At 37.9% G+C, this 22,034-nt stretch carries 16 protein-coding genes; 6 read left to right on the top strand and 10 right to left on the bottom strand.

Features of this window, described 5'->3' with window-relative positions; genetic code table 11:
- Positions 1-75: 75 nt before the first annotated feature.
- Positions 76-825 (bottom strand): triose-phosphate isomerase, encoded by a 750-nt coding sequence (gene tpiA / locus Q4D72_RS00815; protein WP_303075513.1) that lies wholly within the window; start codon positions 823-825, stop codon positions 76-78.
- A gap of 228 nt (positions 826-1,053) precedes the next feature.
- On the opposite strand from tpiA, the gene Q4D72_RS00810 reads away from it, so the two are divergent.
- The 5 genes from Q4D72_RS00810 to Q4D72_RS00790 all read left to right on the top strand — a co-directional run bounded on the left by Q4D72_RS00810 (position 1,054) and on the right by Q4D72_RS00790 (position 8,674).
- Entirely contained in the window at positions 1,054-3,210 is a 2,157-nt protein-coding gene (locus tag Q4D72_RS00810; protein WP_303075512.1) for a S9 family peptidase, read from the top strand.
- Positions 3,211-3,840: 630 nt separating this feature from the next.
- Positions 3,841-4,506 carry a DUF6261 family protein gene (locus Q4D72_RS00805; protein WP_303075511.1) on the top strand — a complete coding sequence of 222 codons (666 nt, stop codon included), beginning with the start codon at positions 3,841-3,843 and terminating at the stop codon, positions 4,504-4,506.
- Between the two features lie 169 nt (positions 4,507-4,675).
- On the top strand, positions 4,676-6,337 hold the full coding sequence (locus Q4D72_RS00800; RefSeq protein WP_303075510.1) for a peptide MFS transporter: 1,662 nt from the start codon (positions 4,676-4,678) through the stop codon (positions 6,335-6,337).
- Positions 6,338-6,572: 235 nt separating this feature from the next.
- Positions 6,573-6,743: a hypothetical protein gene (locus tag Q4D72_RS00795; RefSeq protein ID WP_303075509.1), complete on the top strand. Its 171-nt coding sequence runs from the start codon at positions 6,573-6,575 to the stop codon at positions 6,741-6,743.
- A 23-nt stretch (positions 6,744-6,766) separates the two neighbouring features.
- Positions 6,767-8,674 carry a peptide MFS transporter gene (locus tag Q4D72_RS00790; RefSeq protein WP_303075508.1) on the top strand — a complete coding sequence of 636 codons (1,908 nt, stop codon included), beginning with the start codon at positions 6,767-6,769 and terminating at the stop codon, positions 8,672-8,674.
- Between the two features lie 245 nt (positions 8,675-8,919).
- Here Q4D72_RS00790 and yidC read toward each other — a convergent pair whose 3' ends face one another.
- From yidC to Q4D72_RS00745, 9 genes are all read right to left on the bottom strand, one after another.
- Positions 8,920-10,791: a membrane protein insertase YidC gene (gene yidC / locus Q4D72_RS00785; RefSeq protein ID WP_303075507.1), complete on the bottom strand. Its 1,872-nt coding sequence runs from the start codon at positions 10,789-10,791 to the stop codon at positions 8,920-8,922.
- 68 nt (positions 10,792-10,859) lie between these two features.
- Positions 10,860-12,479, bottom strand: a complete 1,620-nt coding sequence (locus Q4D72_RS00780; RefSeq protein ID WP_303075506.1) for a CTP synthase — start codon at positions 12,477-12,479, stop codon at positions 10,860-10,862.
- A 462-nt stretch (positions 12,480-12,941) separates the two neighbouring features.
- A complete protein-coding gene (gene mgtE / locus Q4D72_RS00775) occupies positions 12,942-14,297 on the bottom strand; it encodes a magnesium transporter (RefSeq protein ID WP_303075505.1) in 1,356 nt (451 codons plus the stop codon).
- Between the two features lie 176 nt (positions 14,298-14,473).
- Entirely contained in the window at positions 14,474-15,112 is a 639-nt protein-coding gene (locus Q4D72_RS00770) for a hypothetical protein (RefSeq protein ID WP_303075504.1), read from the bottom strand.
- Between the two features lie 493 nt (positions 15,113-15,605).
- Positions 15,606-16,376 (bottom strand): 16S rRNA (adenine(1518)-N(6)/adenine(1519)-N(6))-dimethyltransferase RsmA, encoded by a 771-nt coding sequence (gene rsmA, locus Q4D72_RS00765; protein ID WP_303075503.1) that lies wholly within the window; start codon positions 16,374-16,376, stop codon positions 15,606-15,608.
- A 53-nt stretch (positions 16,377-16,429) separates the two neighbouring features.
- Positions 16,430-16,735 (bottom strand): DUF4286 family protein, encoded by a 306-nt coding sequence (locus Q4D72_RS00760; RefSeq protein WP_303075502.1) that lies wholly within the window; start codon positions 16,733-16,735, stop codon positions 16,430-16,432.
- Between the two features lie 138 nt (positions 16,736-16,873).
- Positions 16,874-20,203: a transcription-repair coupling factor gene (mfd, locus tag Q4D72_RS00755; RefSeq protein ID WP_303075501.1), complete on the bottom strand. Its 3,330-nt coding sequence runs from the start codon at positions 20,201-20,203 to the stop codon at positions 16,874-16,876.
- Positions 20,204-20,342: 139 nt separating this feature from the next.
- Complete coding sequence (locus Q4D72_RS00750; protein ID WP_303075500.1) at positions 20,343-20,540, bottom strand: hypothetical protein; 198 nt, start codon at positions 20,538-20,540, stop codon at positions 20,343-20,345.
- 69 nt (positions 20,541-20,609) lie between these two features.
- Complete coding sequence (locus Q4D72_RS00745) at positions 20,610-21,302, bottom strand: ComF family protein (protein WP_303075499.1); 693 nt, start codon at positions 21,300-21,302, stop codon at positions 20,610-20,612.
- Positions 21,303-21,556: 254 nt separating this feature from the next.
- On the opposite strand from Q4D72_RS00745, the gene Q4D72_RS00740 reads away from it, so the two are divergent.
- On the top strand, positions 21,557-22,033 hold the full coding sequence (locus tag Q4D72_RS00740) for a CvpA family protein (RefSeq protein WP_303075498.1): 477 nt from the start codon (positions 21,557-21,559) through the stop codon (positions 22,031-22,033).
- Position 22,034: the final 1 nt, after the last annotated feature.

The following is a 22,034-nucleotide window of genomic DNA, read 5'->3' as shown; positions in this document are numbered from 1 at the left end:
ATTTTTAGCACAAAATTAAGAAATAGGCAACAGGATAAACTATTGCCTAATCACTATTCCCTATTCCCTAAAATATTAAATTCCGTTAATAATTGCGATAAAATCGTCTGCTTTGAGTGATGCTCCTCCGATAAGTCCGCCATCAACATCGGCTTTTGCGAAGATTTCTTTGGCGTTATCGGGTTTTACGCTTCCTCCGTAAAGAATTGATACACTGTTAGCTACGTCATTTCCGTATTTATCAGCAAGCGTTTTGCGGATAAAAGCGTGCATTTCTTGTGCCTGCTCGGGAGAAGCCGTTTCGCCCGTTCCGATTGCCCAAACGGGTTCGTAGGCCAAAACGATGTTTTTCCACGCATCGGCAGGCAAATGGAACAATCCATTTTTAATCTGATTTTCAACTACTTTGAAGTGATTGTTGGCTTTTCTGTCTGCCAATTCTTCTCCGATACAGAACACCATTCGGATATTGTGTTTCAAGGCCGTATCCGCTTTTTTGGCAAGCGATTCATCCGTTTCGTTGAAATAAGCACGACGCTCGGAATGCCCCAAAATAACGGTTTTCACGCCGATTGATTGCAACATTTCAGCCGAAATTTCGCCCGTATAAGCCCCATTTTCAGCAAAGTGCATATTTTGAGCAATCACTTCAACGGCGCTTCCTTTGGCGGCTTCCACTGCGGGGATAAGATTCACAAAAGTGGGAGCAACCATCACTTCGGCTTGCGTTTGTGGTAATTTTTTCAACAAATCGGAAATTAATTCCGTTGATTTTTTCAGGTCATTGTTCATTTTCCAATTTCCTGCAACAATTTTTTTTCTCATATAATGATTATTATTTTGATTTGACGTTTTCCGAAGCCACAAAGATACGTTTTTTATAAAAGCGAAATGCTAAAAAAATCAAAATATTTTTTTACTTTCTTTAACAATTTATAAACGATTGTATTTCAGTGATAAGTATGAATTATGTTATATTTATAACGAAAAAAATTAGAACGGAATTAAAAAAATTAGTATTATTGACCACTGAAATTGTTAATGTAAACTAAAATGAGAAACAAAGTTTATTATATTTTACTTTTTTTATCGGTTTATTTGGCGGGCGTAAAGGCACAAAACAAACCGATTTCTTTGGAAGACATCTGGGCGAGCGGAACTTTTTATCCGGAGCGAATGACACACCTCTCGGCGATGAAAAACACCAACCGATATACAGTAGTGGAGGCATCGGGGAAGCAAATCGGGGTGTATGATTTTGCTACTTTGCAAAAAATTAAAACACTTTTTGACGCAAATCAATTCCCCGAAGTGGCGCAAATTCACAGCTATACGTTTGACAAAACAGAAAACCAAATTTTAATTGCCACACGAAGCGAATCGATTTACAGAAGGTCATTTTTAGCCGATTATTTCGTGTATAACATTACAACCAATCAGCTGCGAAAAGTTAGCAACAAAAAAATACAAGAACCCGTCTTCTCGCCTGACGGAAAACGAATTGCATTTGGTTATCAGAACAATCTGTATATTTATTCGCTGGAAGATGGCAATGAAATTCAGATTACTTCTGACGGAAAACGCAATGAAATCATTAACGGAATCACCGATTGGGTTTACGAAGAGGAATTTAGTTTTGTGCGTGCCTTCGATTGGAATGCCGACGGAACAAAACTCGCTTTCTTGCGGTTCAACGAAAAAGACGTCCCTGAATTTTCAATGGATATTTACGCAAATGAATTGTATCCGCAGCAGCAGGTGTTTAAATATCCTAAGGCGGGCGAAAAAAATGCCGAGGTTTCCCTTCATTTGTATGACGTGGCTTTAAATCAGCAGCGTGAAATAGGTATCGGTGCATACTATATTCCTCGCCTTCAATGGACTAACGATGCCAACTTCCTTAGTGTGCAAACCCTCAACCGACATCAAAATGATTTTAACTTGATTTTGGTCGATGCCCGAAATTTTTCGTTTAAATCCGTTTTAAATGAAAAAAGCAACACTTATGTGGATGTTTCCGATAATCTTAGGTTCCTCAGTGACAACAGTTTTCTATTTACTTCTGAAAAGGACGGATTTAATCACATCTATCATTATGATAAAAACTGCAAATTAAAGAAACAAATCACGCAGGGCAAGTGGGAAGTAACCCAATTTTACGGACACGACCCCCGAAGCGGACGCATTTTCTATCAATCTACCGAAAACGGCTCAATCAATCGGGGCGTTTACAGCATTTTGCTCAGCGGCAAGAACAAAAAACAGCTTTCCGTTAATGTGGGAACCAATAACGCTACGTTCAGTCCGGATTACACTTTATATATTAATCAATTTTCGAGCGTAAACAAACCGCCTCACTATACGCTGAACGAAAGCAGCAGCGGAAAAGAAGTAAAAGACATTGTAAATAATTCGGCTTACATCAAACGTATTTCCGCTTACGATATTCCTAAAAAAGAATTTCTGGAACTCAGTATAAATGGCGAAAAATTAAACACTTACCTGATAAAACCGACTGATTTTGACCCGAAGAAACAATATCCGCTGTTGATGTATCAATATTCAGGACCGGGTTCACAAGAAGTTAAGAATGCGTGGCTTAACAGTAATGATTTCTGGCATATGCACTTGGTGCAACAAGGCTATATCGTGGCTTGTGTGGACGGTCGCGGAACGGGTTACAAAGGCAACGACTTCAAAAAATGTACTTACAAGGAATTGGGAAAATACGAAGTACAAGACCAAATCGATACAGCCAAATTGTTGGCTTCTTATCCGTATATTGATGCAAATCGCGTCGGGATTTGGGGTTGGAGCTTTGGCGGATTTATGTCCTCCAACTGTATTTTTCAAGCCGGCGACATTTTTAAAACAGCCATCGCGGTAGCTCCGGTAACTTCGTGGCGATTTTACGACACCATTTACACGGAACGCTTTATGCAAACCCCGCAAGAAAACCCGTCGGGCTATGACAATAATTCGCCTATCACACACGCTAAAAAACTGAAAGGAAACTATTTACTCATTCACGGAACAGCCGATGACAACGTGCACGTTCAAAACGCTATGGTGCTGATTAACCAACTCGTTCATCTAAACAAACGTTTTGACTGGCTGATATATCCGGATAAAGACCACGGTATTTACGGTGGTTACACAAGATTGCAACTTTATCAAAAGATGACGGATTATCTGTTGGAAAAGCTTTAAAAAATTATCAATATTTTGAAGCAATACAACGTAATTAACGTAGGGGCGTATTGTATACGCCCTAAACACCGATGAAATACTTTAGCGGACGTATGCAATACGCCCCTACCAGTGTGGAGATTATAAAAAAAAACAGAAAAATAAGATGCAAATAAAAAAATATTCATTTTTTCTTGCGTAAAACAATATTTTTTTTATACCTTTGGAAAAAATTTAGAGTACAACCAAAATCAACCGATTGCAGTGTATGTACTTTTTTAAGTTCTGTAATGTAATTTTATGATTTTAGCTAAAATCAGCAAGTGTATTTTTATAAAATTACGAATTAAACAAATTACGTACGATGCAATTGTTTTAAAATAATAAAATAAACCCATTGCACTTGACGAAATAAATTTAAATTAACAAATCAAGCTGATTGCAGTAAATGAAATAAGTTTATTTTTAGATTTTAAATTTACTTCACAAGATGAAATAATTTTAAAGTTATAATATAAACAGAATTCACTTGATGTTATTGGTTAAATTTAGTAAAACAAACTAATTACATTGAGCGAAACAATTAAAATAGGGAAACAAATATTAAACAAACTATAAGTAATTAATTTCTAAACTAAAAACATATAAAATATGAGATTAAATTACAGAAAATTATCAACAAAGGATTTAGCAGCCCTTGCCGAACGAATTATTGAGGCTGTAAAGAAATCAGACATTAACGAAGCGAAAAGACATTTGTTTATGACTAAATTAGAAGCTTCGTATGAAAAGTATTACCCTTCGGTATCTAAACAAGCATTCAGCGGAAAGGGAAAAACTGTGGCGCAAGCTAATAAAGAACGCGACAAAGCTTTTTCTGATATGAAGGTGTTTTTATCAGGTTACACGCGTGTTTCATCTGTTCCGAACTATAATGATGCTGTTGCGCTCTACGAGCAGTTTAAATTGTTTGGTTTGAAACAAGATCAGCTTTCGTATGCTGAACAAACCATCCAGTTAGGGAAACTCATTGAAGCACTTTCGTCCGCTGAGAACCAAGAGTACATAAAAAACTTGGCGCTTGAAACTGCTTTTGAAACAATGAAGGTAAAACACGAAGAGTTTAAGATGCATTTCAACCAGCAAGCGCAAGCCAATGCTGAACTTCGTGAAAAAACCTCCGCAACAAAGCAACGCAAGGAATTGGAGCGTGATTTACGTCGCTTTTTAGACCTTGTCACGCTGATGTTTGATGCAGATGCGTGGGTTTCTTTGTACAACAACCTGAATGAATTTGTAAAAGCTGCCAAAGGTTAAAGAATATGTATCGTGTTTGATAGAAAAAAGCTGTTTTATATTTAAAAATTTACTATTTTAAAATGTTTACCTGATAACTTTGACAAAGTTTAAAACTTTGTCAAAGTTCAGCGGGTAAAATGCTTTGAAAAACAGCTGATAACTAAATAACTAATAAATATTACATACTATGACAGATAACAGAAAACATCCCAAGGGGTTATTTTATCTCTTTTTCACGGAAATGTGGGAGCGATTCGGGTATTATTTAATGCTCGGAATCTTTGTATTGTATATGATTGACCCCAAATTAACGGGGGGGTTGGAAATTGACGATAAAAATGCGTATGATATTTTCGGAACGTTCATTGCACTTACGTACTTAACACCCTTTTTAGGCGGATTTTTAGCCGATAGGATTTTAGGATATGTCAAAGCAATTTATATCGGTGGTGCATTGATGGGGCTCGGATACATAGGGTTAGGAGTTTTTAAGGAACTTCCGTTGTTTTATGCCTCAATGGGTTTAATTATCATAGGAAATGGGTTTTTCAAGCCGAGTATATCTACCCTACTGGGGAATTTATATTCGGAAGAGCCTTATCGTGATAACAAAGATGCCGGATACAATATCTTTTATATGGGAATAAACATTGGCGCTTTTGTATGCAATATCATTGCTGCCTTTATGCGTAACAAATTCGGGTGGAGTGAAGCATTCATAACCGCAGGTATCGGAATGTTTTTAGGATTGTTTATCTTTACGATGGGGCGTAAGCACATTTTGCACGCAAATGTTTTAAAACCCGTACAGCAAGGCGATACAACCATAACTTCGGTTCTTGTGAAGGTATTTTTACCTGCTGTTGTTATGGGGGCAATTGGTTGGGTGATTGAAGGCAATATTTTTGGAAGCGATAGCACTGATGCCTTTATATTTGCTTGTGTTCCGGTGATTTTCTTTTACGTTTCGCTCTATGTGCGGGCAAGTTCAACCGACAAAAGACCTATCGGGGCATTGTTGGCTATTTTCGCCGTGAGTTTGATGTTCTGGGCGGTATTTAAACAAAATGGCACGGTGCTAACCACTTGGGCGAAGTACTATACCGACCGAAGCGTGCCTGCATCGATTGAAAAACCGATGGAAAGTATTTACCTCGTGGAAGTAAAGGATTATCAGGACAAGGAAACAACGCTTTATGATTCGGAATACAGAATAATGAAGGACGAAGCAGGCAAACCACAGAAGGAAATAGGTAAAGACATCTATTTTAGAAATATTCCGCAGGAGCAAAAGGCTATGTTGGAGGCAAATCCAACCGAAAAAGTGTTTTTATACAATCCGGAATTGTTCCAATCAATTAATCCGTTTTGGGTAATTGTTTTAACACCGCTTGTAGTAGGCTTTTTTATGTTCTTACGCAGGAAAGATAAGGAGCCGACAACTCCCGCGAAGATTGTATTGGGTATGTTTATCTCCGCTTTAAGCTGTTTGGTGATGGTAGCAGCTGTATATGCTTCGGATAACGGAATGGTCAAGGCTTCGGCATTATGGTTGGTGGCTGCTTACGGTGTTATCACGGTGGGGGAACTTTGTTTGTCGCCAATGGGATTGTCTCTCGTATCGAAGTTATCGCCTCCACGCATTACGGCACTGATGATGGGCGGTTTTTTCCTTTCCACGGCGATAGGCAACAAACTCTCGGGCGTGCTTGCGGGTATGTGGTACGGATATGAGCATAAATCGTACTTCTTTTGGGTGAATTGTGGTCTGTTGTTAGTAGCAACGCTGATAGGTTTAGCCATTTTGAAGTCGCTCAACCGAGCTTTAAAAGAAAAAGGCGTAAAATAGTAGTTTTTATAGGTGATTTTTATGGGGTTTTTATTTTAGTATCACGAAAATATACAAAATCTGTTTAAAATCTATTTACCCATAGTAAATAGTGCTTTGATTTTTGATAATTCATATGCTGAACCTTGTCTTCTTGCTGAAAGTAGTGAAGGGAAATTAAAAGTAAATGATATTGATAAATTCAATAATTTAAAATTGTATAATGATGAATGAGCAAAACACCCATTTTCAGGAAATGAAAACCAAAATTCAAAAGGGATTGGAACTTGCTTACGTACGTTTGTTAAAAGAAAAAATTAAAAATAACGGTAAGCTCGTTGTGATGCGTGATGATAAGGTTGTCATACTTAAAACTCCTGAAATAAAACAATTATTACACGACAAAAGGAATTCAATTCAAAAATAAATTAAATTAATACTAAGTACTATATGTTAAATCCAGATTACAAATTAATGTTAATAGCGTGGCTTGGAGTCGCGTTGTGGGTCGGGTTTGTTATTTTCTCGAACCGTAAAATACATCCCAAAGCTCTTTTTACACTTTTTATGGTGGAACTGTGGGAACGTTTCAGTTACTACGGTATGCGGGCGTTACTTATATTGTATATGACCGCCAATTTGGTTGATGGGGGCTTCCAGTTTGATGATGCCAAGGCTTTTGGAATTTACGGAGCCTACGGTGCATTAGTTTACTTAACGCCAATACTTGGCGGATACTTCGCCGATAAGTTAATCGGGTTTAGAAAGGCCATTGTTATCGGTGCTATACTAATGGCAGCGGGGCAATTTACTTTATTTATGAACAATCAAACTACTTTCTTCATCGGATTGGCTTTATTGGTTGTCGGAAATGGTTTTTTCAAACCGAATATCTCTTCAATGATTGGTCGTTTTTATGCCGACGGCGACAAACGACGTGACGGGGCGTTCACTTTATTCTATATGGGGATAAATATGGGTGCATTCTTGGCTCCTTTAACCTGTGGCGCTATTGGGGAGAATGAAGGTTGGCAATATGGATTCTTAGCAGCCGGTGTAGGGATGTTACTGGGCTACATTATATTCTTCTTTGCCAGTAAAACAACTATTTTTGAGAATGTGGGATTAACCCCCGATGAAAAACCGGTTAAAAATGTGGTTAGCGGCGTGCCTAACAGCGTGCTTCCGTATGCAGCCATCGTTGCCTTAGTGATTATTTCGTGGATTTTAATTCAATATAACGATGTTGTGGATTATATGTTGGGCGGTTTGGCTGTTATCATCATCGGATATTTATTATTCCAAGCCGGTAAAATGGAATTGGTTGCCAAACAACGTATTTGGGTGGTTGTAATCCTTTTGTTGTTCACCACGATATTCTGGACGTTCTTTGAGTTGGCTGGTTCGGCACTGAATCTATTCACTGCACGCAACGTTGATAAAACAATCTTCGGGGTTGGAATAAAAACAACTTTCTTTCAATCATTTAACCCGTTGTTTATAATGCTTTTCGCGCCTGTTTTTTCTTGGATATGGATAAAGTTATCAAATCTCAACAAAGAGCCGGCTGCTCCGTACAAGTTTGGAACAGGTTTGCTTTTGCTAGGGCTTGGTTTCTTGGTGCTTAAATTCGGCGGCGGCTATGCAAAATTAGGAATGGTGCCTGCTTTATTTATGGTTTTCTTGTATTTATTACATACGCTTGGGGAATTAACGCTTTCACCCGTAGGTTTGTCATTAGTAACCAAACTTTCACCAAAACATATGGTGGCTTTTATGATGGGAATCTGGTTTTTATCCTCTTCCATCGCGCATCAAGGCGGAAAACATATCTCAAAACTCACTACGGTGAACGAAAAGACAATTGTAGAGAGCGATGCATTCCAAAATTCGGATATTGATAGTGATTTGAAGGCTGTTTTATCTGAAAACGAATTTAAAACAATGCTTGAAGGTCAATCTGTGGAAACTGTTTTAGTGTCAGACAATTTTATTAACGAGATTAATAAGAAAAATCCTCAGAAACAATATGCCAAGTCGGTAGTTACGATAAAAGAGGCGTTGGATGAAGCTGAAAGTTACAGCGGAATCAAAAAGCAGAAGATGATTAAGTCTGCCACGCAAGAATTTCTTTCTTTCAAAGGAAGCGAGGTTAATACGGAAGTGGCTACATTTGCCGACTATGAGAATTTAGTTGAAAAATCGGCAAGTGTATCTGTTGCAAACGTAATTAAAGGAGAATCACTCAATAAGGGATTGTCTGTCTTCACGATGTTAGGTTTTATTGCCATTGGTTGCGGGATTGTTTTGTTCCTAATGGGTCCATTCATCACCCGTTGGATGCACGGCGTGAAGTAATTTTAATTCTTTTACATATAATAAATCGCCCCGCAAGAATTTTCTTGCGGGGCGATTTATTTTTTGTTTAATTGCAAATGATTTTTTGATATTAATCCTTCTTATTATAAATCACTTAAAAGTAGTTTTTAAACAACATTGTATAGATTAAAGGAAAAACGCCGGTTGATAAACATTTGAATTGGTTAAACTATTAGCTTCCACCACTTTTTGTGTTAATCAACCGGCGTTTTATGTATTTTCAATTAGCGTTTTTGTTGCGCCTTGCGTTGTGCTTCGGCTTGTTCCATCATTTCACGCATTTTTCGCTGAAAATTACTCTCTTTTTTAGGTTTTTTCTTGTTTTCCTCAATCTGTGCGTGGATTTTTTTCTCGTCAATAATCCAATGCTTGATAGCCAACATAATAAAGATAGTCAGTAAGTTTGATACGAAATAATATAAACTCAGTCCGCTGGCATAATTGTTAAAGAAGAACAACATCATTATGGGCGAGAGGTAAATCAAAAACTTCATATTGGGCATTCCCGGTTGCTGCTGCTGCATCGTTTGTGACATTGTCATTAGTGAATAAATCAAAATCGCTACCGATGCCAAGAACGGAAACAAACTAAAATGACTGCCGTAAAACGGAATCGAGAACGGAAGTTCAAAAACCGCATCGTACGATGAAAGGTCGTCTGCCCAAAGGAAGGCTTTTTGTCGCAAACCGAATTCCGTCGGGAAGAAATTAAATAACGCCAAGAAAACGGGTAATTGTAACAGCGCTGGAACACAACCACTTAGCGGACTTACGCCGGCTTTGCGGTACAGCTCCATTGTTTCTTGCTGGCGTTTCATTGGTTCTTTGTATTTTTCGTTAATTTCGTTGATTTCGGGGCGTAAAACTTTCATTTTTGCCTGTGAAATGTACGATTTGTAAACCATCGGCGAAAGCAACACCCGAACGATGATAGTCATCAAGATGATACACAGCCCGATAGAGAAATAACTCGACAGAAAATCAAACAACGGAATAAACAACCATTTGTTCAACCAGCCGAATATGCCCCAACCCAGCGGAATTAAATCCGTTAAATTATATTGTTCGTATTTTTTAAGAACTTGATAATCACTTGGTCCGAAATATAAATGTAACGATTCGTTAATGTCGCCACCTTTCGCCGCAATCGGGATTTGAGCTAAATATTCTTTGGTGAATTTCACTTCTTTTCCTTCGTCTTTCACCAAATTTTTGGAAGTGAATTTTCCGTTTTCAAAAGGTTTGTCCGAAATCAAAATAGAAGAAAACAAATGTTGCTTGAAAGCCACCCATTTCACGTTGGTATTTTCTTCATCATCATCGCCTCCTTCGCTCATTCGGTTTACCTTATCGCCCTCATACATAGCGGTTAATTGCGTATATCGATTTTCGTACGTAACACTTTTTTCCATTCGGCGGGCTTTGAGTCCCCAATCCAACGTAATTGATTTTGAGGTATCAAGCACGTTTGAAAATCCTTGCGAACGCACTACAAAATCAAGCATATAGCCTTCGGAAGGAAGCGTGTAAACATATTCTAAATACTGATTTTCAGAAGTTTTGAGTTTCATTGAAACCATTTTATTTCCGCCATTTTCTGAAACTGACGGCTGAAAATATAAATCTTTCGTATTCAGATTTTGATTTTGTGAAGTGGTGAAATTCAACGAAAAAGAAGCGTTTTGGTCTTTAATCAAAAATAACGATTTTTTGTCGTAGGTTTTGAATTCTTTTAGGAAAACTTCTTGAATTTTTCCTCCTTTATTGCTGATTGTCAGCTTAATGTCTTTGTTTTCCAAAACGGTAACTTCGTCTTTGGCAGAAGGCAAACTCGCCGAATAGGCAAACGCACCTAACGATGATTTATAATTTGCCAACGCCACCGAGTCAGTCGGAATGTTTTGAAAAGTAGTTGTATTTTGCGTTGCGATGGTTGTATTTTGTTTCGCTTTTTCAGCTTCAACGCGTTCTCTTTCAGCTTTTTGCTTTGCCAGTTCTTCGGGTGTTGGTTGGTTGTTGTACATCACCCACATCAGTAGCCCAAAAATAAGGACAAATCCCAAAATGGTTTTAAAGTCTATTTTTTTTTCTTCCATTTATCTTGTTGAATTTATTTTGTATTTATTAATTAAATGGTGTATTTCTGAAAAAACAGAAAATCGCATTATTTTTTACCTAATTTGTGCTTCAAAGCTGCCTTCACGAATGCCACAAAAAGCGGGTGCGGATTGGCAACCGTACTTTTGTATTCAGGGTGATATTGCACGCCTACAAACCAAGGATGTTCTTGAATTTCAATCACTTCCACTAAATTGGTTTCCGGATTTACGCCCGTGCATCGCAAGCCGGCTTTTTCCAGAATCTCTTTAAAATCGTTGTTAAACTCGTAACGATGACGATGACGTTCCGAAATCTGTTCTGTTTCGTAAGCGCTGTATATATTACTGTTTTTTAGCAATTTACAATCCCAAGCTCCTAAACGCATCGTTCCGCCTTTGTGCGTGATGTTTTTCTGATTTTCCATCAAGCTGATAACGGGAAATTCCGTATCTTGATTCATTTCTGTGGAATTGGCATTCAGCAAGTTAGCTTTATTTCTGGCAAATTCAATAACCGCCATTTGCATTCCTAAACAAATCCCTAAAAACGGAATTTTATTTTCTCGTACAAAACGAATCGCTTCGATTTTGCCTTCAATTCCCCGATTTCCGAAGCCCGGAGCTACCAAAACGCCGTCCAAATGACCTAATTTTCCTTTGATATTTTCTTTGTCAAGATGCTCAGAATGAATACTTTCCACTTCCACTTTTACCTCGTTTTCCGCCCCTGCGTGAATGAACGCTTCCAAAATGGATTTGTACGAATCTTGCAATTCCACGTATTTGCCCACCAATCCGATTTTTACGCGATTTTTCGGGTTTTTATGTCGTTGCAAAAAGGCGTTCCATTGCGTTAAATCGGGTTCTTTTTTGTCCGGAAGAGCCAATTTTTTCAGCGCCACTCTGTCCAAACCTTCCAAAAGCATCATATTCGGTACGTCGTAAATCGTTGAAGCATCGATAGATTGAATGACAGCTTCGCGTTTTACGTTACAGAAAAGTGCCAATTTGTAACGCAAGTCGTCTGAAAGCTCGTGTTCGGTGCGGCAAACCAAAACATCGGCTTTTATTCCACTCTCCATCAAGGTTTTAACACTGTGTTGAGTTGGTTTGGTTTTGAGTTCACCGGCAGCTGCCAAAAACGGAACCAAAGTCAAATGCACCACCATTGCGTTATTTTCGCCCAAATCCCACAACAACTGACGAACCGATTCGATGTATGGAAGCGATTCAATGTCGCCCACCGTTCCGCCTATTTCCGTGATAACAATGTCATAATCACCGGTTTGCCCCAAAATTTGCATTCGCTGTTTGATTTCATTAGTGATGTGCGGAACCACTTGCACGGTTTTTCCTAAAAACTCGCCACGACGTTCTTTTTCGATGACACTCTGATAGATACGCCCTGTGGTTACGTTGTTCGCCTGCGAAGTATGCACGTTTAAAAAACGCTCGTAATGCCCCAAATCAAGGTCGGTTTCGGCACCGTCTTCGGTTACAAAACATTCGCCGTGTTCGTACGGATTGAGCGTACCGGGATCAACGTTAATGTACGGGTCAAACTTCTGAATTGTAACACGATAGCCTCGGGCTTGCAAGAGTTTGGCAAGGGAAGCCGCAATGATTCCTTTTCCTAATGAAGACGACACGCCGCCCGTTACGAAAATATATTTGGTTGTAGCCATTTTATGATGATGTTGTTTTGATTTTCAACTTGCAAAAGTAGAAATTTTAATTGAAAGCACCAAAGAAAAGAAGTAAAGATACGCAGAAGTTGCTTATCATTCAGTTGTTTGCCTTTTTTAAGCGGAAATTTTTACAAATCAACTAAGTGGAACGAACACTTGAAACATCATTTTTGGAGAAAATGTTCAATAGTTAATTAATTATGGTAAGAAGTTTTTATATAAAAGTGCAAACTTAAAAGTGTTTACTAATAATAATTCTTAGTTAAAACCTTTTATAGTTTGCTTAGTTTTTTAGTAATATATTATAATTATTTCCTAAAAATAGTAAATCAAATTAGTTTTCTTATTAAAATAATTTCTTTTTTAAGTAATCTATCTTCTTAAAAATAGACTGCTGACAGAATAATAAATACTACTTTAAACTAAAATATTATCAAATAATTATAAATACTTACTTTTTTAAAATCCTAATACAATTTTTGCAATTGAAAAGTAAATCAGAATTCCTAATACATCATTACTTGTAGTGATAAATGGACCTGTGGCAACCGCCGGGTCAACACCTCGTTTATGTAAAAAAATAGGAATGAATGTTCCGATAACTGCGGCATTGATAATCACGGTAACTAAGGCTATTGCTACAGTCAGGCTGATTAAATAACTGGTTTGGAAGGCAAAATGACTAACAAGAATCACTACACCGGCAATAGCAAGTCCGTTTATTAAACCCAAAAGGAATTCTTTGAACAACCGGCTCCATATTTCTCCATCGATGGAATCATTAGCAAGTCCTTGAACCACAATGGCTGATGACTGCACCCCAACGTTTCCTGCTGTTGCTTGAATGAGTGGTATGAATATCAAAAGCACCGGAAATCGTTCCATAGCACCTTGAAATCCATTAATAATACTTGCTGCTCCCAATCCGCCGAACATTCCGATAAGTAACCACGGCAGTCGTGCTTTCGTTAGCTTCCATATACTGTCATCGGCTTCTACATCATTGGTAATACCGGCTGCTAATTGGTAATCTTTCTCTGCTTCTTCCTTAATAACGTCCACTATGTCATCAATAGTAATTCGTCCGACTAACCGTTTCATCTCATCGACTACCGGAATCGCCTCTAAGTCATATTTTGCCATTATTCGGGCTACATCTTCCGCTGTATCGTTTACATAAACGTAATCTACCTTTGGTATATAGATGTCTTTGATATTTGAACGCGTTGATGTTGTTAGTAAATCTTTCAGTGATAAACGCCCTTTTAATACATCATTATCATCAACAACGTAAATAGAATGTACACGCTTCACAAATTCAGCTTGTTCGCGCATTTCCTTTACGCATTTTAATACATTCCAATTCTCATTGACCCGTACCAATTCTTTTGCCATCAATCCCCCTGCCGTATCGTCATCATACCGAAGTAAATCAACGATATCCTTAGCGTGCTCGACGTCTTCGATATATGAAATGACCTCTGTCTTCCGTTTTTCAGGAAGTTCTGAGATAATATCTACTGCATCGTCCGTGTCAAGCTCTATTAACTCATCGGCAATCTCTTTTGCGGACATATTTTCAAGGATTTTGTCCCTGAAATCTTCATCTAACTCCGTAATAACGTCTGATGTCTTTTCCGTATCGAGCAGTCGGATAATATAAATCGCCTCTTTGATATGCAATTCGTGTATAATCTCTGCAATATCAGCGTAGTGCATATCATTTAAAAGCGACTCCAATTCCTTGTTTCGCTCCTCATTGATTAATAATTTAATCTGCTCGATAAGTTCATCTGTGAGTTTAAATGTTGCCATACGGTCTGTTAGTTTAATTGAATGGTTTTAATAGTATATCTATTTCTATTCCTATTTTAAAGAATAATAGAAAGCATTAATATGCTGATTTTTATTATTTATATGCTAATAAAAATCTATTTTATTATATTTATTTCTTCTGAAAGGAAGATTTATAAAGTGTTATGACTACTTTTTTACACTTTGCTTTGAACACGTGCAAGTAACTTTGAAATCGTGTACTCTGACTTTTTATAACTGTCTTTGTAAATTATTTTACCGGCATCTGCAATTTCACTTATATACTTATAAAGGTTTTTATAAATGGGTTTTCGCTCATTACTCATCTTTTTTACTTCATTCGTATATTTGTTTTGTTCTGTATTAAGTCCTTCAATAGCAGTAACAAGCGGTGGTATTTTATCTAAAAAGTTTTCAGGCATATCAACCAACGATTCTTGAATGCTAATGAAGTACGGAAGTATATCACGCAATGATTTTATAGCACCTTCTATATTCTTTGTCTTCAGATAGGTAATTGTTTCTTGTAATTTAGGTGCATCAACTGATGCTCGTTGTGCATATTTTTTCAAAAATACAAGAATATCACTTAATTCTTTTGCTTTTTCGTGCAGATTTTTTGTTGTTTGCTTTCGTTTTACAACCAATTCTGTTGGTGCAACCGAATTTTTAGCTACTTCAATTGCTTGTTTAAAGGTTTCTAAATATGATTCATTCATTGTTTTGAATGTTTTGGAAAAATCGGCTAAATCTCTCTCAAAACTAACAGCAATAAAGTCAGCTACTGCCGTATAATGTTCTTGTTTGAAGTTCATTTTTTTTACCATAATTACGTATTTTTAGGGTTGTTACTAATTTTATTTTATTCTTGAAAAATTTTCACGCGGTAAAAGTACGTAATAAAATAATACAAAGCAAATTTTTCTTCAAAAATTTTATTTTTTGAAGAAAAAGTGTAGATTATTTTTCAGTTGAAATTTTTTAATAAAAAGAAAGAAGTGCTGAATATAAATAGATATTCAGCACTTCTTATAATTTTGCTCTAAAAGAAAAAATATAAAGGATTTTATTAAATTAGGTGTATTTTTTTAAATAGTTACTATTCCTTTTTTGGTAATACGAATATATTTTTAAGAAATTAATTGTATTTTTTCGATACTGCCAATGGATTTTTATTTATTTTAATGTCTTTTTTGTGTAATACCACATCTTTTTTATTTATTTCTGATGGATTATCGTTTGATAAAGTGTCTTTTTTGCTTGGTTTGTATGTGTTTTTGCTTAGTAAAATGTCTTTTTTGAGTATTTCTATTCACTTATCATCTGGGTGATATGGATAAAATCTTGCCACGATAGTTGTTCAGGACGCTTGTCAAAGATTTTATGCTGTTTTGTTTCTTCGTTAGTCAAGTATTGTTTCAAGCTGTTACGAAGCGTTTTTCTTCTTTGATTAAATGCAGTTTTTACAACGGAAAAAAACTTTTTTTCATCGCAGTCAAGGCGGTAATTTTCTTTTCTTTGCAGTCGTAACACGCCACTTTTTACTTTTGGCGGCGGATTAAACACGTTTTCTGACACGGTGAACAGGTATTCTGCTTCATAAAAGGCTTGTGTCAGCACAGAAAGGATGCCGTATGTTTTGGTTCCGGGTTTTTCACAGATGCGTTCGGCTACTTCTTTTTGAAACATACCGCTAAATTCGGGAATATAATCGCGTAATTCTAAGGTTCTGAATACGATTTGCGAAGAAATATTGTACGGAAAGTTACCAATCACGGCGAAAGGCTCACTTTGGAAGTATGACAGAATGTCGAACTTTAAAAAATCACCGCTAATGATTCGGTTTTGCAAACTCGGGAAGTTTTTTTGCAAATACCCAACCGATTCTTTATCAATTTCAATGACGTGCGTTTCAGTTTCTTTTCGTAACAGAAATTGAGTGAGTACGCCCATTCCGGGACCGATTTCTAACACCTTACTATATCCGGAAAGTGAGAGGGTCTCGGCTATTTTTTGAGCAATATTAAGGTCTTTTAAGAAATGTTGCCCCAGATATTTTTTAGCTTTTACGGTTTCCATAGCGGTTTGTTATTTTTATGATGTGGTTTTATATTTATTTTATTGAGTTCGATTTATTTTAGCGAAACTTCTTTCAGTTGTGTGCCAAATGTAAGTACTTTGTCTCCAAATAACTGAAAACACCTGCTTTGTACCCGCGGAATATCCTCTTGTGTAAAGCTAAGAAGCTGCTGTGGCGATTCCGTTTGGTGGTGTATGGCGTATGTAGGCTCGGGTTGAGTGGTTAGAACTTTAAAAACCCTTACCTGACTGACCAGTTTTGAAGTTTTAAGGCTTGGGAGATATTCTTTTTCAAACCATTCAAGCCATTGATTGTGAAGTTGATTGTCAATTACGAAAGTTAAATTATAAATATACATAGGTTTTGTTTTTTGATAAAGATATAAAAAGTTATGATTGCTTACAACAGATTGAAAACTAGGTGTTTTATTGTTTTTATGTAATACTACTTAAAGAAAAATGTTCACTTTCAATTGCATATTGTTCACTAATAAAATTTATTCATTTGCAACCAATTGCATTAGTTTCAGTGCTTGATTTACGCTGGTAACTCGCTCGAAGTGAAGCAGTAGTCGCAGTCCGTTGCGGGTTTCTTTTTCCTGCATTTTGCATCGGTCGGGGTGGCGTTGCACGAATTGCAAGATTTTATAAAACCGCGGACTTTGATAAAACGGACTTTCTTGGTCGGAAATAAAATAACCCGTCATTTTGCCGTTTTTCATCACCAATTTTTCGATGCCCATTTTGGTGGCAATCCATTTCAGGCGTACGCTTCCTAACAAATCCACCGCCTGCGGAGGCAACTGCCCGAAACGGTCAATCAAATTTCTTTCGTAAATCGCCAATTGTGCTTCCGAAGTGATGTTACTCAGCTCGTTATAAAGATTTAAACGTTCCGCCACCCGATTTACGTAGGTGTCGGGGAACAGAAGCTCAAAATCGCTATCAATTTGGGTGTCAGTAAGGTAGGATTTGTCTTCTTCTTTGGTTTGATAGAGGTCGGCAAACTCGTTTTCTTTCAGCTCTACGATGGCTTCCTGCAAAATTTTCTGATAGGTTTCAAACCCGATTTCGTTAATAAATCCGCTTTGTTCACCGCCGAGCAGGTCGCCCGCCCCGCGTATTTCGAGGTCTTTCATCGCAATGTTAAATCCGCTTCCCAAATCGGAAAATTGAGCAATCGCCTGAATGCGTTTGCGGGCATCGTCGCTCATCGCCACAAACGGAGGCGTGATGAAATAACAGAAGGCTTTTTTGTTGCTTCTCCCCACACGCCCACGCATTTGGTGCAGGTCGGAAAGCCCGAAATTATGGGCGTTGTTAATAAATATGGTGTTGGCATTGGGCACGTCCAACCCGCTTTCGATGATGGTCGTGGCAACCAAAACGTCGTACGCCCCGTCCATAAAGGCAAGCATCGTTTCTTCGAGTTTTTTGCCGTCCATTTGCCCGTGTCCGACAGCGATTCTGGCATCGGGAACGAGCCTTTGCAGCATTCCTGCCACTTCGCGAATGTTTTCCACCCGATTATTGATGAAAAATACTTGTCCGCCCCGCTGAATTTCATATGCCACGGCATCGCGGATTATTTCTTCGTTAAAATGAATTACTTGGCTATCAATCGGATAACGATTTGGCGGAGGCGTATTTATAACGGAAAGGTCGCGAGCCGCCATCAAGCTGAATTGCAACGTACGCGGAATGGGCGTTGCCGTAAGTGTCAGTACGTCAAGGTTTTCTTTCAGCGTTTTGAGTTTGTCTTTTACGCCCACGCCGAATTTCTGTTCTTCATCAACGATTAAAAGCCCTAAATCCTTGTGTTTCACGCTTTCATTTACGATTTGATGCGTACCGATGATGATGTCGAGCGATCCTTTGGCGAGTTCGTCCAAAATGGCTTTCTTTTCCTTCGCCGTGCGGAAGCGATTCAGATAATCCACCCGAACGGGGAAATCTTTCATTCGTTGGCTAAACGTCTGATAATGTTGGAACGCCAGAATGGTTGTCGGTACAAGCACCGCCACTTGTTTGCCGTTATCGACCGCCTTGAAAGCGGCACGAATGGCAACTTCCGTCTTCCCGAAACCAACGTCGCCACACACGAGCCTGTCCATCGGTTTGGGGCTTTCCATATCGGCTTTGACCTCGGCAGTGGCTTTGCTTTGGTCGGGCGTGTCTTCGTACAAAAACGAAGCTTCCAATTCGTTCTGTAAATAACTGTCGTGAGCGAAGGCAAAACCGCTGGCTTCCTTGCGTTTGGCGTAAAGCTGAATGAGGTTGAAGGCGATTTCTTTAACGCGGGCTTTCGTTTTCTGTTTCAGGGCTTTCCACGCATTGGAGCCGAGTTTGTAAATCTTGGGCGGTTTGCCGTCTTTGCCGTTGTATTTCGTGATTTTGTGCAGGGAATGAATGCTGACAAACAGCACGTCGCGGTCGCCGTAGATGAGTTTGATGGCTTCCTGCATTTTGCCTTCCACCTCGATTTTTTGCAAGCCTGCGAACTTCCCGATACCGTGGTCGATATGCGTAACGTAATCGCCCACAGTGAGTTGCGTGAGTTCTTTTAGTGTGATGGCTTGCTTTTTGGCATATCCGTTTTTTAGGTGGAATTTATGATACCGCTCAAAAATCTGATGGTCGGTAAATAGGTTGATTTTGTTGTCGTTATCCGAAAATCCGCTGTGGAGCGACAAGATGGCGGTTTGGTAATGCACTTTTTGTTCTATCTCGCCGAAAATATCGTCAAAACGCTTTGCCTGTTGCTCGGTAGAGCAGATAATATAATTAGTGTAGCCTTCTTCGTATTTTTCGTTTAAATAACTGATTAACAGCTCGAATTGTTTGTTGAAAGACGGCTGGGGTGAAGTGTGAAACGCAATGTTTTCGGCAGGAAAAACGGAATTTACGCCCGTGAAAATCGTTTGAAATCCGCTGAATTGCCGTAAAAGTTCGTCGCTTTGGCAGAAAAGCATTTGCGGCGGAAGATGTTTGACTTCCTGCGAAAGTTTTTGATGAATTTCTTCCGATTTTTGGAATAATTTATCGATTTTTGGTTGAAATCCGTCTATATCTTTGGCGATAATGAGCGTTTCTGCGGAAATATATTCCAAAATGGATTGGCGGACTTCCTCCACTTCCTTGTTTTCCACATTCGGAATGATGGTAATTTGCGAAAGTTGTTTGGTAGAAAGCTGACTTTCAACGTCAAAACACCGAATGCTGTCAATCTCATTGCCGAAAAACTCAATCCGATACGGTTCGTTGTTTGAGAAGGAAAACACATCGACGATTCCGCCCCGCACGGAAAATTCGCCGGGTTCGGTTACGAAATCGGTTCGGTTGAAATGATAAGCGAAAAGCATTTCGTTGAGGAAGTCCAAGGTGAGCGAATCGCCTTTTTTCATTTTTAACGTGTTCTTTTCTAACTGTTTGCGTGTGATAACTTTTTCAAAAAGAGCTTCGGGATAGGTAACGACCACCAAAGGCTTTGCGGATGAGCCTAATCGGTTCAGCACTTCGGCACGCAGCAATACGTTGGCGTTGTCGGTGTCCTCAATTTGATACGGACGACGATAACTATCGGGAAAGAAAACTACGTTTTCATCGCCGAGCAAACCCTCCAAATCGTTCAAAAAATAAGCGGCTTCCTCCTTATCGGAAAGCATTACAAACAGGTTTCGCCGAGCAGATTGAAAAATACTGGCAATGGCAAACGATAAAGCTGAACCTGTTAAACCACTGATAGATAGTTGTTTATTGGTTTTGATTGAAGTGAGTAGCTTGTCATAAAGTTTGTTTTCAGCAAATAGGTTTAGTAACGTTTTCACGGATATTAAATTTGAAATAAGGGATTTTTAGTTGTATTTTTTCAACCTGCAAATATACGACAGAAAACATAAAAGAGGGTTAATTACAAACAAAAAACTCGACTTTACGCCGAGTTTTTACATTTACAAACAAGAAAAATTACATTTTATCTCCTTTATCTTTACTGCAAGATTTTTTGTCTTTGTTACAAGATTTTTTTGATTTACAACATTTTTTTTCTTGCTTTGGTTCACTTTGTTCAACTTTAACTTCTTGGTCTAAGGTAATTGCTTGAACATTAGAACTAAATACGAACATACAGAACGCTGCTGTGACTAACTTTAAAGTGTTTTTCATCTGTTTGAATTTTAAAATTTATAAATTATTATTTTGTTACTTGGTTAGACGCTTCCACAGATAAAAGGTTTAATGGTTAAGCAAAGAATATGCCATTGAAGCAATGCCTATTTTTGTGTTTGGGGCTTTTGTTAGTTGGTTGTAACAGCTCTCAATGGTTGAACCTGTGGTAATTATATCATCAACCAGCAAAATGTTTTTATTTTCAATTTTTTTTTGATTTTGTATGGAAAAAATGTTTTTACTGTCATTAAACCGCCTCCATACGTCTTTTTTCGTTTGGGTTGAATTGGTTTTAATTTTGATAAGTACGTCATCAAGATAGGTTGCCTGCAAAATTCGAGCCAATTCTTGCGCAAAACGGGCAACTTGGTTGTATCCTCGTTTTTTTAACTTTTCTTTATGTAAAGGAACCGGAATTACAACGTCTGTTTTTTGAAATTCGTTTACGGTTTTGATTTTTTCGCCCAGCCATTTTCCTAACCATTGCCCGATTTCTTCTTTGCCTTTGTATTTCAGTTCGTGGATTAAATGCTGTACGGCACTGTTTTTATGAAAATAGAAAAGGGCTGTGGCACAGGTTAAATCGCATTGCCCATAAAATCGTTTTATGATTCGGTTTTCTTTTTGCAGATGTAAGGTTGTTTCGGGTAGGTTACCTCGGCACGCAAAACACAAGAACGATTCATTACGCCCCAAAATACATCCGCAATTGAGGCAATAATGAGGGTAAATTACTGAAAATAAATCTGAAAAAATCATAATTCAACATTTTTTCGTTCTTAAAATCTTAAAAAATCTTTTTCAAACCTAAAAAACAATTTTTGTATAAAGTGTTGATTTTTAGTGTTTAATGATGGTTTGTGCGATAAATAAACAGATTGTTGTGTATTTATTTGTCTGACAGGTACAAAAATAGCAAAAAAAGTTATATATTTGTCCCTTAATATGTTTGTTTTGCTTTTTAACAAAATTTTAAGGTAAAAATCACAACATCATTACGATAAAATATACGAATGACCACAATAGATATTATTCTGCTACTTTTTTTAGGATTCGGTTTAGTACGCGGTTTTTGGCGGGGCTTAATCATTGAATTAGCTTCTTTACTTGCCATTGTATTAGGGATTTACGGCGCTATTCACTTTTCGTTTTATGTGGCTGATTTGCTCAATAAGTATGTGTCGCTTGACAAATCGGGGGTGGAAGTCATCTCATTTGCTTTCACGTTGATTTTAATAATGGTAGCGGTTATGTTACTGGCAAAAATGATTACCAAAATGATGGAATCGGTTTCGCTTGGCTTTTTCAACCGGCTTTGTGGCGGTATTTTTGGGGTGTTAAAAGCGGCGGTTATTGTCGGGTCGATGCTTTTGTTTCTTGAAAGAACCTCACAGACATTCCGTTGGCTTCCGCAAGATGTAATAGGGCAATCGTTTTTGTATCAGCCGGTTAAAACTATTGGCGGTTGGGTGTACGGCAATGTTTTTTAAA

Origin of the sequence: Capnocytophaga sp. (genome assembly GCF_030532915.1) — a bacterium.
GTDB lineage: Bacteria > Bacteroidota > Bacteroidia > Flavobacteriales > Flavobacteriaceae > Capnocytophaga.
The sequence above is the reverse complement of the archived record's forward strand: the minus strand, read 5'-3'. Positions and strand labels throughout refer to the sequence as shown.